We start from the raw sequence: 12199 nt of genomic DNA, 5'->3' as shown, positions 1-12199 counted from the left end.
GGGGCAATGGATCCTACCGAATACCTTGCTGGCGAGCGCGCAGCAACTGAGGCCCTTGGCAACATTGCCGCGGACATTGCCGTGCCTAACGAGCTATACGTGACCTTCGCACGGCTTGAAACTGATTCGGCGCGCATAGGCTTCCTGCGCCGTATCCAGAAGCACGTTGAGCGGACACGGACGGCTGCATGAGCAAACCCCACGAAGTGCGCGCGCACGTTACCCGCCTGGTCGAGCTCGAGCTCGCTCGCTGTCGCTCTGAACTGGGCCCGGAATCTTGGGCGACGCATCAGGAGTGGGTGACAGAGAACGTCGTCGCGTCCGCCAAGCAATGGCTTGCGCAGCAGGCTGCGGAGGGGCGCCTGTGAAAATCTTCCAGGACGTTGACTTCGAGGCCCTCACCGAGCAAAGCGAACAGCGGCGCGCTATCAAGGCGACGCGTCAAGCTTTTTTCGATAAATCACCGGCCGATGGTGTGATTCTCGTGAGTGGGGCAGAACTCCGGCCAATGCCCGTACGGTGGCTCTGGCCGCACTGGCTAGCGCTTGGGAAATTGCATCTTCTCGCAGGCGCTCCTGGGTTGGGGAAAACGACAATCGCCCTGGGCGGTTTGGGGGCGACTGTTACGAGCGGCGGGCGCTGGCCGGACGGCGAGCCGTGCGAAGTGGGAAACGTGCTTATGTGGTCCGGCGAGGATGACGCCGCTGATACGTTGCTGCCACGCTTGGTGGCGGCGGGCGGTGATCCGAGCCGCGTCTTCTTCGTAAAGGGCACTCGTTGGAACGGCGAGGTACAGCCGTTCGACCCGGCCCGCGACATGCTGGCTCTCACCGAGCAATGCGAGCGTATCGGCAATGTCCGGCTGATTATCGTCGATCCGATTATTTCGGCCGTGAAACGCGACAGCCATAAGAATGCGGAGACACGCCTTGATCTACAGCCGCTGGTAGACCTCGCCGCGAGCATGGGCGCCGCGCTTGTCGGCATCACGCACTTCTCGAAGGGTGGGCAAGGCACTGATCCGGTGCAACGTGTGATCGGGTCTATCGCTTTCACGGCTGTTGCGCGGGTGGTAATGGTGGCCGCAAAGGTCAAAGGCGAAGATGGTGAGGACCGCCGTATCTTCGCTCGCGCTAAGTCGAACATCGGCCCCGACGAAGGCGGTTTCGTCTACCACCTCGACCAGGTTGAGGCGCTACAGGGCATTCACGCTTCGCGCATCACGTGGGGCGAAGCGCTCGATGGGAATGCGCGTGATCTGCTGAACGAGCCTGCGACTGACAAGGCATACGCGGTTTCCGAGGCCACCGAGTTCCTGCGCACGTTTCTAGGTGACGACGTAGTACCTAGCAAGACGGTTGAAGCCGAGGCCAAGGCTGCTGGTATCTCATGGGCAACGCTGCGCCGTGCCTCAGAAAAGCTATGTGTGATAAAGCGCTGCGGTGACGGTGGCAAATGGTACTGGAGTCTTCCGGTCGACTGCCGTCCATCTACCAACAAGTGAACAACATGAGCAACATGAACAAGCTGATTAACATGAGCAACATGAACAACACCTGCTCTAACTTGCTCAACTTGCTCATGTTTTTCACGTGGAAAGAGATGAGCAACTGCCTGAGCAACGCGTTTCGGAGGGGGGTGAATAAAAGCTGCGCGTTCCGCACGCACGCTCGAGAGGGAGGTGTTCGATGAGCACGAAGGAGCAGCGACTCAAGGCATGGGGCGAATTCATGCGAGCCGTGAACGAGGGGCGTCGAGGCAACTATGCGCTGGCACGTGACATCGTCGAGACGGTTCGATCCAAGTTCGGCGATGCGGCAGCGGAGATGCAACGGCGGGAGCTTTGGCGAATGATCAAAATCGGAGAGCGCAAGTGATGTGTCACGGACGGGTGCCTCACTGGGATTTCCACACGCATCGCGCACGCGCGCGCGAGGAATACAGCGCTTTTGTGGATCGGCAAACTAACTGTCCGAATTTGTCGTCGAGAGTTTTGACACAGATACGCACGCGTGCGCGCGAGGAAAGCGAGCGAATGGCTGCAAACGTCGCTGGATTGTCCTGAAACACTGCGCAAAGGGTTGTATGTGTTACGTGGTCGGTAGTAGTCTTTAGCGATGGTTTGAACGTTCCGCGCGCGAGTGCACGAGGAAACTAGCGGAAATTAGGTGTTTCGCACTCCTATAGATGAAGGTGGAGCAATGGAGATGAAAGTGACCGATTCAGAGTTTCTTACGACGCGCGAGTTTTCCGCGATCGTTCGAACGAAGCCGGCGCACATCAGGCGTGTTGTGGAGCGTGACGGCGAATATCTGGGCGTCCGTCCAGTCAAGCTACCGAATCAGCGTTTGCTTTGGCCGGCGCAACACGTGCGCGCTCTACTCACTCCTCAACCGCGCGAAGCCGTCGCAGCAGCGTAAGGAGCCACAACATGCAAAGCGAGTTTGATACGCACGTCGCGCGCAGGCATTCCGAGCGAGAGCGGCAGCGAGAGGTGTCACGGAACGTAATCGAGGCCGAACGTGTGCGGCAGGCTGCTCGGCAGCGTGTCCTTCACGACGAACTCGTGATGCAACTGCGAGCCGGATGTGAGCATGACAAGGCGATGCGGCGTGAATACTGGTACTGGGGCAGCGACTGGGACCGCGGACAGATTAATGAGGAAGCGTGGCGATGACGAGCGACGACGAAGCAATCCGCGCCCTCTACGGGAAGCACTACGGCCCTGCGCACCAGGATCGGCTACAGGGCGATGAATCAGCCCGATCGGCCGACGATCCGTCGCGCCGTCTCCAAGCGGACGATCTGAGCGGCCAGGCCGGATATGCGCCTGCGCGGGCGATATTCGGCGAGGTCGATCCGTACCTCGGCATTCGCTCGAGTGCCGCCGGTCTGCCGCCGATTGTTGAGCCTGCCCCGACTCTCGAAGCCGCTGATGTGCCCGACGAGCCGGAGGTCGATCCGGTGGCGGTTGACGACCCGGAGCCCGGTATCGATTGCGATTTGCGCGAATGGATCGCTGCGAACCCGGATGCCGTGTTGACGACGCCGACGCTGCTCACCGATGCGCTGCACCTTGTCGAAGGACACATCAATCGCGCCGACGAAATGGAACTCGCCGACGCCATGGGCAGGCTCGGCTATGCGAAGACTCAGCGCCGCATCGATGGCGCTCGGGCCTGGGTCTGGGTTGCCGCTACTCCTGCCGTCACGGACCAATAACCGCTGTCACGAACCATCGCAAGGATCCAAGCCATGACCAAAAGCCTGAGTGAAACGCTGTCCGACTTGCGTCGCGAGGAATCGCAACTGTCCGCGCGCATTGCCAGTCTGCGAACTGAGTCAGGGAAGTTGAAGCTCAAAGCGGCGAAAGGCGACGCAACGGCCGCCACGCGACGCACCGAGATTCTGAACGAGCTGAATGTCGCACAACAGGACTTGATCGACACGCGGGCCGCGATCGCCGAGGCCGAGCCGATGCTCGTTGTCGACCGCGCGAAACGCCGCGTTGACGAAGCCCGGTCGATCACCGCGAGCGTCGATACGTTGCTCAAGCGACGCACTGAGATGGCCGCCAATCTGGACCTGATGCTTGTCCTGCTTGGCGCTTTGTTACGTGATCTGATGCGCTTGCACCAAGCTGCCGGTAACACGGTGCGGCGCTCCATGCCGATCGATGAGGCGGTTGGTTTGGACACCGACGATTTGGCTCCGATTCGCGCCACGCTATCCGTTCTGCTTTCCGCGGCCGGTGTCGAGGTGGCCGACGCATTCCGCGCGATGGAGAGTCTGAGCTTCGGCGTCTCCCTGCATCAGATTGAGAAAGTCGCGGACGCGGTCGAACAGCAGAACGTATTCCTTCGTTCCGTCCGCGAGGGCTTTGAGATGCGCCTCGTCGACCATCTGGCCGCGCTCGAGGAATCCGCGCAACAGGCCGCCGAAACACCCGCACCGGAGGCCGCGTAATGGATGCCCTCGCCGCTCTGTACCCGTCTGCGACCGGAGGCTCTGGCGCCACGCTGAGCCCTCTGAGCACGCCTGCGGCAGCCCCGGCGCCGGAACATGCTGCACCGGTTGTCGAGCCCGCGGCGGCACCAGCGGCTTCCGCACAAGCTGCCGAACGGCAATTCACCGAGTTGTCGGATCCGGAACAAGATGCGGCCGATGCTGGCGGCAATCGTGACGACGCGACGCATGATGTACCGGCAGAACCTGCCGAAGTGCCGTTTCTTGAGGCACGTCCGAAGATCGAGGCGGCGCTGCGCGACGCTCGAGACACGGAGCCGAGCGCGACGAGCGTGACGGACTTTGCCAGCTTTGCGCGCCCGTTGGATGGCGTCGAGCCCATTCCCGAGGGATTGCAGGCAATGGTGAAACTCGGTCTCGGGGTGACGCAAGCACAGGCCGTCTGGAAGGCGTCAGTCGATGCCGTACGCAGCCCGGTTCAGACCAACATGGCCGGCGCCGAGCAGACATTGCGCGCGGAGTATGGAGAGAACTTTGATGCCAACCTCGCCGCGGCCAAGGATGTGATTGCGCAAGTCGAAAAGACCTATCCCGGCGTGCGTCAATGGCTTGCGAGCACTGGCCTGGGAAATGATCCGGCCTTCATTCGGCAGGTTGTCGACTTCGCCGCGCGCCGCGGCAATCGATAGGGAGAGTGGCCATGTCGGATCTCTACTGCGTTCTATGGGATGACGATCGGACCTATGACGAGATGGTCGAGGCTTTGCGCTCGGCCGATGTGATGCATCCCGAAAGCATCGCAAGGCGCGTGTTGCTCGTGAAGCAGGCGCGCGCGATGTCGGATGAAGAACGGGCTCGTTACGCGAACAAGATTGCAGAGGTGTATCGCCAAGAAGCGGCGTGTGCTGCCGAAACAATTGACGAGCGCGGTCGCCTTCACGCCACGCTGCACTGACCCAGGGAAATAAAGATGCCCGTCCTGCCACGCATCGAAACCTCGCAAAGCGTTTTCAGCAACGTCTCGCTGCAACCTCAACAGATTGCGGGCGCGACGCCGGACGCGTTTGGGGGAATTACCGCCGAAGCCGCCGGGAAACTGGCGCAGGGCATGCAGCTGGGCGGTGATCAGGTCACTCAGCTAGCGGATCGACAGATTGCGGTCCAGAACGAGACGAACGCCAACAACGGCTTTTATAAGAGTTATTTTCCGGCCAGTAGCGATCTGACGCAGAAATACCTGCGACTCACCGGCAAGGATGCCGTAGACCAGCTGCCCATCTACCTAGCCCAGATGGAACAGTTGCGCCAGCAAGAGCGCGACAAGCTTCAAGACCCAAGAGCGCAGCGCATCTTCGACGAGCTATCCCATCGCGTGAACATGTTCCAGATCGACGGGATGCAGCGTCACGCGACACAGCAGAATCAGGTTTATCAGGATCAAACGTCCGCTGGTATGGTCGATGCCGCAGGGTCGCTCGCGTTGCAGCGATGGAACGACCCCAACGCATTCAACGATGGACTACAGTCCGGCATTGCCGAGATCCGCACGCATTCGCTGTTCCGCGGCGAGCCGATCGAGTGGGCGGACAAGAAGGTGCAGGACTTCACGAGCGGGCTGTACGCGCGCCGGCTCGACTTGATGGCCGCCAGTGATCCGATGCGTGCCGCTGACATTTTTCGGAACGGCGAGACGTACACCGATCAAAACGGTAATTCGCGTCACATCGACATTCAGAGCCAACTAGATGCGGCGCATCGGTACGAGGTCGAGCGCACGCTGAACATCACGACGAATTCTCACAATGCCGCGCTCGACGGGAGTATCGCATTCGCCAATGCAACCGGCCGCACGGCTGGCCCTTTGCCACAAGATTTCAACGCGCCAGGCGTCAAGCCATACACCCAGCAGCAGATCGACAACATCGCCGCCCAAGTCAAGAAGCCATCGCCCTATGACGACACGTTCAAGGCGGTAGCGGCTAAGTACAATCTCGACCCGACTGAACTCAAGCTGCGCGCGGTCGCGGAATCGGGCCTGAATCCCGGCGCGGTCAGTTCGCAGGGTGCGACCGGGATCGCGCAGCTGATGCCGGACACCGCTAAGGCGTTGGGCGTGGATCCGCACAACCCCGAGCAGGCGATCGATGGCATGGCGCGGCTGATGGTGCGTGCGGGCTCCGGCATGAGCGGTGATCAATCAGCGGTCGATCGCGCCTACTATGGTGGCTCGACGACCGCGACCGGGCCGAACACGAGTCAGTACGCGGCCAACCTGGGAGCTGTTCGCATGGCGCTCCATGGCACGCCGAGCAGCGTTGCGCTCACCGCCGACCAGTTGCAGGCCAGGGAGGGCGACGTGCAGGATCAGGCGCGCGCCCTAGCGCAAGCGCGCCGGCCGGACGACCCGGTCTATGCTGATCGAGTCGTCGCCGAGGCGCAGAAGAACTACACGCGCCAACTACAGGCGGTGCGCGCGGCCGACTACAGCAACATGACGCAGGTGCTCGACGCCGCGGTCAAGGGCGGAATTCAGTCGGCCGGCGAACTGACGCCCGAGCTGCGGCAGGTCTACGCCAAACTCACGCCGCGTGACATTCTTAGCGTGCAGCAGGTGTTTCGCGAGAACCAGCGACAGGCGAGCGGCGAATACACGCCGTCCGATCCGAAGGTATTCAACGACACGCAGACCCGTATCAACCTGCCGGCCGGCGACCCGAACCGAATCACTGATCCGTCGCAGATCACGCCGCTGATCGCGCATGGACTGTCCTATAGCGATAGCCAGAAGCTCATCACCGAGATGAAGGAATTGAACTCGCCCGAGGCGAACCCGTTCCTGAAACAGGTGAATACGGTCAAGCAGACCGCGCAGAAGATGCTCATGTCGACCATGAGCACCGTCACGATCCAGCACCCGGAGGCCGCACAAGAGGCCGCCTATCGATTCGGCTACGCGCTCGATCAGCAGATCGCGCAGATGAAGAAGGACGGCAAGGATCCGCGCGTGTTGTTCGACCCGACGAACCCTAACTACGTGTTGTTGCCGTCGCGCGTCGCATCATTCCTGCCGAGCGAAGCAGACATGGTGCGTCGACAGGCCGGTGCGGCGCCGGCTTCCGGCACCACGTCAAATTCGGCCGGTACCAGCGCGCCGCAAGCACCGATCCCGCAGCGGCTACCTGGTGAAACGCCCGCCGCATACCTGGCCCGCGTGGGGATGCACTGATGGGTGCGCTCGACCAACTCCGCGCTGCTGGCTTCTCCCCGCAGGAGATGAACGACTATGCGTCATCGCAGCGCCAGACGCTGAAAGCGGCCGGTTTCTCGCCGCAGGACATCGACTCGTATCTCGGCGGACAGCCGGCGCAGCCACATCCCGACGCCAGCGAGGCAAACAGGAGTTTCGCGCAGGCGGTCGGCAATTCGTTCGTGGACAGCCACAATCTGATCAACGTCGGCACTGGCAGAGACGCGATGCAGACGATGAAGGACATCGGCACGGTCTACGGGCCGCTCGAAGCGGCGCTCAACGTATCGACCGGCATGGCGTTCGGCTTCCCGACCTACATCGGCGCTGGTGCGGTCGGGTTGTTCGACAAGTACGTGCTCGGCGACAAGAGCATGGATCCGGAAGCGATGGCGGAAAAGCTGTCACGCGCTGTCACGTACCAGCCGCACACGGAGGCAGGCGCACGACTGGCCGGCGCCGCGCAGTATCCGCTTGAAGTGCTGAACAACGCCGGTATGGAAGCGGGCTACAAGGTGGCTAACGTCGGTGAGCGCGCCGGCTTGTCGAACACAGCCGCTTCGTGGGCGGGGGCCTTCACCGCGGCCGCGATTCAGATGCTTCCGGCTGCGTTGCTTGGTGAACTCGGGCGCAAGCTGAACGGTCAGCGCATCACCACCGAAGACATGCAGAACGTCGCGAAGGTGACGGCCGGCCCGGACGCCGCGCCGGAAACGGTGCAGTCCGTCGAGAACAGCCTACGCGCGACCTATCAGCAGACCGGCATCGGGCCATACACCGTGCTCGAACAGGCGCGCATCGATCCGGCGATCGCGGACGAACTGAAAAGCCCGGACGTGTCGGTGCCGACCGCGTTCCAGCCGTACATGCGCAGGGAGCAGGTTGGCGTGCCGGTATCGGACCAGATGAAGGCTGTCCGACCGCTGGAACCGGAGACGCCGATTCCGGAACCGGTCGAACCTCTAGAGTCCGCTCCGGATGTTGTCGCCGAATCTCCGGTGCTGACTCCGGAGGTTGCGTCGCCCGAGGCGGCGCGCACGCAGGCATACGAAACGGGCGACGGGGATATCACCCTGTTGCACGCCGGCTTAAGCCCGATCGAAGCGATTCAAGGGCTGAAGGATCTGGGCTCGCGCATCTTGCAGACCGACACGGGCCAAGCGGCATCGGCGGTCATGTCAGACGCAGTGCGCGATTTGCAGCTGAAGACGACGCCGATGGCGGCCGGCTCCGACCGCGCGATGGCGATCGCCAAGGATGCGGCAAACGCGATGCGCAAGGCAGCATGGCAGTGGACGGCATTCGATGACCTGCTACGCAAGGGCTACACCCCCGAGCAACGCGAACGCATGTGGACTGCGGCGGAAGAAGAAAATACGCTGCGCACGCAAGGCGTCACGGACCCGGCCCGTGGGCTTGCATCGCTTTCCGAAGACGAGCGTCAGACGGTCGACACGCTCGCGCAATACGGCAATGCGCTGCTCGACCGGGCCCGCAAGATCGGTATGTTCCAAGGCGAAGGCGTTGCCTACTGGACGCCGCGCATGGTGGCGATGATCGGCGAGGATGGCGAAGTGAGCATGCCGAGCCACGAGCGCGTATCCAGCCCGGAGGGTCGCGGCGGCAACATCACCACGTCCGCCTCAGCTCTTACGCGCCGCAAGTACGCGACCGCTGAGGAAACTGAGGAGGCAGCCAAAACCAAGTTCGGCGAAGGCGCAACCGTGGTCCGCGATATCCGGACGATGCCGATGGCGATGTCGCGCATCGAGCGGGCGATCGCCGGGCGCGAACTAGTGAACCGGGTCAAGGACGTAGGGCTTCGGATCGGGCAGGAAACAGTCAGTTCCAACGAGAAGCCTGGCTACTTCACGATCGACCATCCGGCCTTCAAGACCTATCGCCCTCGTTTGATCGAGCAGGACGGCAAGATGGTTCCTGCGCTCGATCAGGACGGCAACATGATGTTCGACCGGGTTCCGCTCTACGTCAGCAAGGAATTCGAGGGGCCGTTGAAGGCCATCATGACCGAGAAGTCCGGCGCACTCTACAAGGCGTTCATGGGCCTGAAGGGCAAGACTATGGGCCTGATCATGTACTCGCCGCTGATTCACAACGCGGTTGAGTGGGGCCGAGCGCTGCCGATGATGCCGGGCAAGGTGCTGACCGGCCGCGTGTACTTCGAAGGCAATGCCGCCAAGCACGACCCGGTCACGATGCGCCGCGCACTCGACGCTGGGCTGGTGCCGATTGGTCACCGATTCTTCAACCAAGACGTGACGGACCTGTTCGAAGAGCCAACCATCAAACCCGGGCGTAGTCTCACAGCGAAGGCGATCGGCGGTGCGGTCGGACTCCTCAGCGATGAGGCTGGCACGGCGGTGAAGGCGGCAATCGACAAGGCGGGCGATGTCTGGCACAACACGCTGCTCTGGGATCGCGTGGCGGATCTGCAAATGGGCCTGTTCACGAACCTCGAGCGCGACATGATCGGAAAGGGACTTGATCCTCTGACCGCCTCCCGCATGGCCGCGCACTTTGCCAATCGCTACGCCGGCGCACTGCCGAACGAGGCCATGTCGGCCGGCGCGCGTAAGCTCGCCAACGTCGCGTTGTTCTCTCGCACCTTCACACTTGGCAACATTGGCGCGATGAAGGATATCGCGAGAGGCCTGCCGGGTGACGTGCAGGCGCAGATTCTGCGCGATGCCGGTGAAATTGCACGTGCAGGTGCTGCCAAGGCGGCGCGGCAAAAGGCGCTGCACGCGTTCGTCATGGACGTGGCATTGATGTACGTCGGCAACGCCATTATGCAGAACGCGATGGACGTGATCATGCGTGACAAGACCGTGCCGCAGGTCTTGCAAGGCTACGCCGTGCGCTTCAAGGATTACCTGAGCCGCGCCGACACCGATCCATCCGCGATCCTGAATATCGGCTCGATCTTCCCGAACTCTCGCAACGAGCCTGGCAAGGAAGGACGGATCTTGTTCAACACGGCGAAGGACGGCACGGCGATCTACATGCGCTTGCCGACCGGCAAGATTGGCGAAGAATTTCAGGGCTACCTGACCAGTCCTCTAGATATGCTCAAGCGCAAGGAGGGCACGATCCTGCGCCCGCTGATGCAGGCGTTTCAGAACGACAAGGGGTTCGGACGCAAGGTCTACGATGACCAGGAGCCGGGCATCAAGGGAATGCTCCATGCGGTCGGCAACGTCGTCTGGAACATCCTGCAAGAGCAAATCCCGCTCGACTCGATCCAATCAGGCTACCGTCTCATGTCCGGTCACGGTGACGACGTCGATGCACTGAAGACAATTGGCCCGCTGCTCGGCTTGACGTTTTCCAAAGGGGCACCGGGTGGCCCGCAGGTTGGCGTGATGTTCGAGGCCGAGAAGCGGCACCAGAACGAAGTCGCTTCGGCGATGCCGGGCATCCGCGAACTGATCAAGGATGGCGACGTGCAGACCGCAATTCAGAAGATGGAAGAAGCGCACATGACGCCGCAGGAGCAGCGCATGACGCTGAAATACGCGATCAATCCGCAGGCGCGACTGAACCGCAACAGACTGAAAAAGTTCGAGCAGATCGCGCCGGTTGACATGCTTGAACGGATGGAACAGTTGCAGCAGGAACAGGCCTCGTCTGAATCGTCTGACGAGTGAGCTTCATGGGCACGATGCCTAGTAACCTAGTGGAGAGCAGCATGGGAAAACTTACGGACCCGCGCAACATGAAGCAGCCCGCCGCGCCCATTGTCGGCAATACGTCGACGAAGCAGGGGCCGCATGCGAACGCGAAAGCGTCAGCAGTGCCAGGCAAGAGGTCCGCGAACATCGGACCGAATGGCAAACTCGCCGGCAGGTCTGAATCGCCGGCGGTCACGACACGTACCGAAGCGCCGATGAAGGGCGTATCGCCAGCGAAGAAACTCTATCCATCGAGCAGATGATCGCGTAGCGGGCAACCGGTAACGGACAGCAACAACGAAGCTCCGAGCCTTGGCCGCGTCCCATCGCCTGATAGAGATTGCACGCATAGCCGGCAACGTGCCAACACCCTAAGCTGGTGAAGCTTGCCGGTTCCATTGCAATGGCGTTGGTGCGGGCAAGCTAATCAAAAAGGAACATGACATGAATAAGACGGGGATCTATGTGACGCTCGCGGCTGCAATGCTACTGACGGGCTGCGCGACAAAAAACTACGGTCGCGAGGGGCAACTGACTGGCTTCGAGAAATCCACCATGACTTGCCGAGAAATCGACCTTGAGACCGCCAAGGTCGATGGTTTTGTGCAACACGTCGACGAGGAAAGCCGATTCGACGGTCGGTCGATCTTGTCGTTTCTTGGAGACTTCGGGATCGGCAATATGATGGAAAAAGACGCGGCACTTAAAAGCGCGAGCGATCGTCGCGCTGCTCTCGACAACTTGCGTGCATCGAAGAACTGCGGTGTACAAACCGATTCTGCGGCCGCAACGCACTAGGGGAAGCGTGCGCGGCCGTCTGGTCGCCAAAATGCATGCTGACTATTCCGTAAGCTCGCGCGGCACAGGTTTGGCTGCGGCCAGCAAAACCGCTGCATTCGGTCCCGGATGCGGACGTGGGCTCCAACCAAAAGCGGGCGACTGAGGCGGAAATGCATCAGTCACGGTCAATGCAATGCCCGCAGCCGCAAGGACTCGACGCACTCGTTCAATTTCACTGGGCTGCGACGAGTCGTTGAAGGGCGGCCCCATGCCGACCACAAGTCCGTATATTGGAGTTCCGACGTGAAACGATGCGGACCCAGTATGCCAGCCCGCTTCGGCGAAGGCATCTCGGAACTGTTTGGCATACTCGGAGGCTTCGTTGTCGCTCCCGACGTGTGGCACCCAAATTTTCTGCGGTCCCTCGGCTTTGGCAGCCCTAATGAGCGCTGCGCGCTGATCTGCGGTGAGAGTGCGTGGTGCAACACGCTCCCGCAGCCTTGCTGTTTCGTGC

13 protein-coding genes are annotated in these 12199 nt (G+C 61.5%); all 13 read left to right on the top strand.

What is annotated here, in order from left to right; translation table 11 throughout:
* The first annotated feature begins 6 nt into the window (after positions 1-6).
* A complete protein-coding gene (locus WS45_RS24535; RefSeq protein ID WP_059702105.1) occupies positions 7-192 on the top strand; it encodes a hypothetical protein in 186 nt (61 codons plus the stop codon).
* On the top strand, positions 189-368 hold the full coding sequence (locus WS45_RS35760; RefSeq protein ID WP_059702103.1) for a hypothetical protein: 180 nt from the start codon (positions 189-191) through the stop codon (positions 366-368). The genes WS45_RS24535 and WS45_RS35760 overlap by 4 nt, the downstream gene beginning before the upstream one ends.
* Complete coding sequence (locus WS45_RS24525; protein WP_257140611.1) at positions 365-1504, top strand: AAA family ATPase; 1140 nt, start codon at positions 365-367, stop codon at positions 1502-1504. Before WS45_RS35760 ends, WS45_RS24525 begins: the two co-directional genes overlap by 4 nt.
* Before the next feature lie 184 nt (positions 1505-1688).
* Positions 1689-1877, top strand: a complete 189-nt coding sequence (locus WS45_RS24520; RefSeq protein WP_059702100.1) for a hypothetical protein — start codon at positions 1689-1691, stop codon at positions 1875-1877.
* Positions 1878-2207: 330 nt separating this feature from the next.
* On the top strand, positions 2208-2420 hold the full coding sequence (locus WS45_RS35225; RefSeq protein WP_156437266.1) for a DNA-binding protein: 213 nt from the start codon (positions 2208-2210) through the stop codon (positions 2418-2420).
* Positions 2421-2673: 253 nt separating this feature from the next.
* The gene (locus WS45_RS24515) at positions 2674-3222 is read left to right on the top strand and encodes a hypothetical protein (protein ID WP_059702098.1); all 549 of its coding nucleotides are present in this window, start codon (positions 2674-2676) and stop codon (positions 3220-3222) included.
* Positions 3223-3255: 33 nt separating this feature from the next.
* Positions 3256-3966, top strand: coding sequence for a hypothetical protein (locus WS45_RS24510; protein ID WP_059702096.1), 711 nt, complete (start codon positions 3256-3258; stop codon positions 3964-3966).
* Complete coding sequence (locus tag WS45_RS24505; RefSeq protein ID WP_156437265.1) at positions 3966-4655, top strand: hypothetical protein; 690 nt, start codon at positions 3966-3968, stop codon at positions 4653-4655. The genes WS45_RS24510 and WS45_RS24505 overlap by 1 nt, the downstream gene beginning before the upstream one ends.
* An 11-nt stretch (positions 4656-4666) precedes the next feature.
* Positions 4667-4921 (top strand): hypothetical protein, encoded by a 255-nt coding sequence (locus tag WS45_RS24500; protein ID WP_059702092.1) that lies wholly within the window; start codon positions 4667-4669, stop codon positions 4919-4921.
* A 15-nt stretch (positions 4922-4936) separates the two neighbouring features.
* The gene (locus WS45_RS24495) at positions 4937-7192 is read left to right on the top strand and encodes a transglycosylase SLT domain-containing protein (protein WP_059702091.1); all 2256 of its coding nucleotides are present in this window, start codon (positions 4937-4939) and stop codon (positions 7190-7192) included.
* On the top strand, positions 7192-10881 hold the full coding sequence (locus WS45_RS24490; RefSeq protein ID WP_156437264.1) for a hypothetical protein: 3690 nt from the start codon (positions 7192-7194) through the stop codon (positions 10879-10881). Before WS45_RS24495 ends, WS45_RS24490 begins: the two co-directional genes overlap by 1 nt.
* 41 nt (positions 10882-10922) lie before the next feature.
* A complete protein-coding gene (locus WS45_RS35220) occupies positions 10923-11168 on the top strand; it encodes a hypothetical protein (protein WP_156437263.1) in 246 nt (81 codons plus the stop codon).
* A 181-nt stretch (positions 11169-11349) separates the two neighbouring features.
* Positions 11350-11703, top strand: coding sequence for a hypothetical protein (locus WS45_RS24485; protein ID WP_059702087.1), 354 nt, complete (start codon positions 11350-11352; stop codon positions 11701-11703).
* Positions 11704-12199 lie beyond the last annotated feature (496 nt).

This window comes from Burkholderia sp. RF2-non_BP3 (genome assembly GCF_001522185.1).
Lineage (GTDB): Bacteria > Pseudomonadota > Gammaproteobacteria > Burkholderiales > Burkholderiaceae > Burkholderia > Burkholderia diffusa.
This window is presented reverse-complemented; position numbering and strand designations above follow the sequence as displayed.

Excerpts from the sequence above, each read along its gene's own strand:
- WS45_RS24515 (WP_059702098.1), top strand. The coding sequence starts at position 2,674 with ATGACGAGCGACGACGAAGCAATCCGCGCCCTCTACGGGAAGCACTAC.
- WS45_RS35220 (WP_156437263.1), top strand. The coding sequence starts at position 10,923 with ATGGGAAAACTTACGGACCCGCGCAACATGAAGCAGCCCGCCGCGCCC.
- WS45_RS24485 (WP_059702087.1), top strand. The coding sequence starts at position 11,350 with ATGAATAAGACGGGGATCTATGTGACGCTCGCGGCTGCAATGCTACTG.
- WS45_RS24495 (WP_059702091.1), top strand. The coding sequence starts at position 4,937 with ATGCCCGTCCTGCCACGCATCGAAACCTCGCAAAGCGTTTTCAGCAAC.
- WS45_RS24490 (WP_156437264.1), top strand. The coding sequence starts at position 7,192 with ATGGGTGCGCTCGACCAACTCCGCGCTGCTGGCTTCTCCCCGCAGGAG.
- WS45_RS24505 (WP_156437265.1), top strand. The coding sequence starts at position 3,966 with ATGGATGCCCTCGCCGCTCTGTACCCGTCTGCGACCGGAGGCTCTGGC.
- WS45_RS35225 (WP_156437266.1), top strand. The coding sequence starts at position 2,208 with ATGAAAGTGACCGATTCAGAGTTTCTTACGACGCGCGAGTTTTCCGCG.
- WS45_RS24510 (WP_059702096.1), top strand. The coding sequence starts at position 3,256 with ATGACCAAAAGCCTGAGTGAAACGCTGTCCGACTTGCGTCGCGAGGAA.
- WS45_RS24535 (WP_059702105.1), top strand. The coding sequence starts at position 7 with ATGGATCCTACCGAATACCTTGCTGGCGAGCGCGCAGCAACTGAGGCC.
- WS45_RS24500 (WP_059702092.1), top strand. The coding sequence starts at position 4,667 with ATGTCGGATCTCTACTGCGTTCTATGGGATGACGATCGGACCTATGAC.
- WS45_RS35760 (WP_059702103.1), top strand. The coding sequence starts at position 189 with ATGAGCAAACCCCACGAAGTGCGCGCGCACGTTACCCGCCTGGTCGAG.
- WS45_RS24520 (WP_059702100.1), top strand. The coding sequence starts at position 1,689 with ATGAGCACGAAGGAGCAGCGACTCAAGGCATGGGGCGAATTCATGCGA.